The organism is Paracoccus indicus (assembly GCF_003056335.1).
Classification (GTDB): domain Bacteria; phylum Pseudomonadota; class Alphaproteobacteria; order Rhodobacterales; family Rhodobacteraceae; genus Paracoccus; species Paracoccus indicus.
This window is the reverse complement of record NZ_PYWA01000033.1, coordinates 1-476: the sequence shown is the minus strand read 5'-3', so window position 1 is coordinate 476 and position 476 is coordinate 1. Positions and strand designations below refer to the sequence as shown.

The following is a 476-nucleotide window of genomic DNA, read 5'->3' as shown; positions in this document are numbered from 1 at the left end:
GCTGGAAGCGCGCCGGACGCTTGCCTCACCCCAGGGCGCCGCTCCCGGCGCGCTTGCCCGGAAACCATCCGCCGACTACCAATCTCAAACCGGCAGACCCTCGTTATGACCGAGGGACCAAAGGGGGTCATCTCCATTCATAGGCATGGTTGGTTTTCCTGCGATGCCGGACGTTGTGAAGCCCCCGCTTTTTTTGCGGGGCGTTGTTTTGTGATTTTGGGTGATATTTTTTGGTTGCGGGGGCAGGATTTGAACCTGCGACCTTCAGGTTATGAGCCTGACGAGCTACCGGGCTGCTCTACCCCGCGCCAATTTTGTCCTGATCGGGTATTGGACATCGTTTCAGAGGGATATGCGTCTCTTTCCAGGTCTGGCGGTGACCTACTCTCCCACGTCTTGAGACGCAGTACCATCGGCGCAGCGGCACTTAACGGCCGAGTTCGGGATGGGATCGGGTGTTTTGCTCGCGCTAGGGC

Annotated in this window: 1 tRNA gene and 1 rRNA gene; both read right to left on the bottom strand. The window is 58.8% G+C overall.

The features are described 5' to 3' along the window. Positions 1-231 precede the first annotated feature (231 nt). Positions 232-308: transfer RNA gene (locus tag DDE75_RS17130), tRNA-Met, on the bottom strand. Positions 309-368: 60 nt separating this feature from the next. Continuing rightward, positions 369-476: ribosomal RNA gene (gene rrf / locus DDE75_RS17125) — 5S ribosomal RNA — on the bottom strand; the annotation flags it as partial.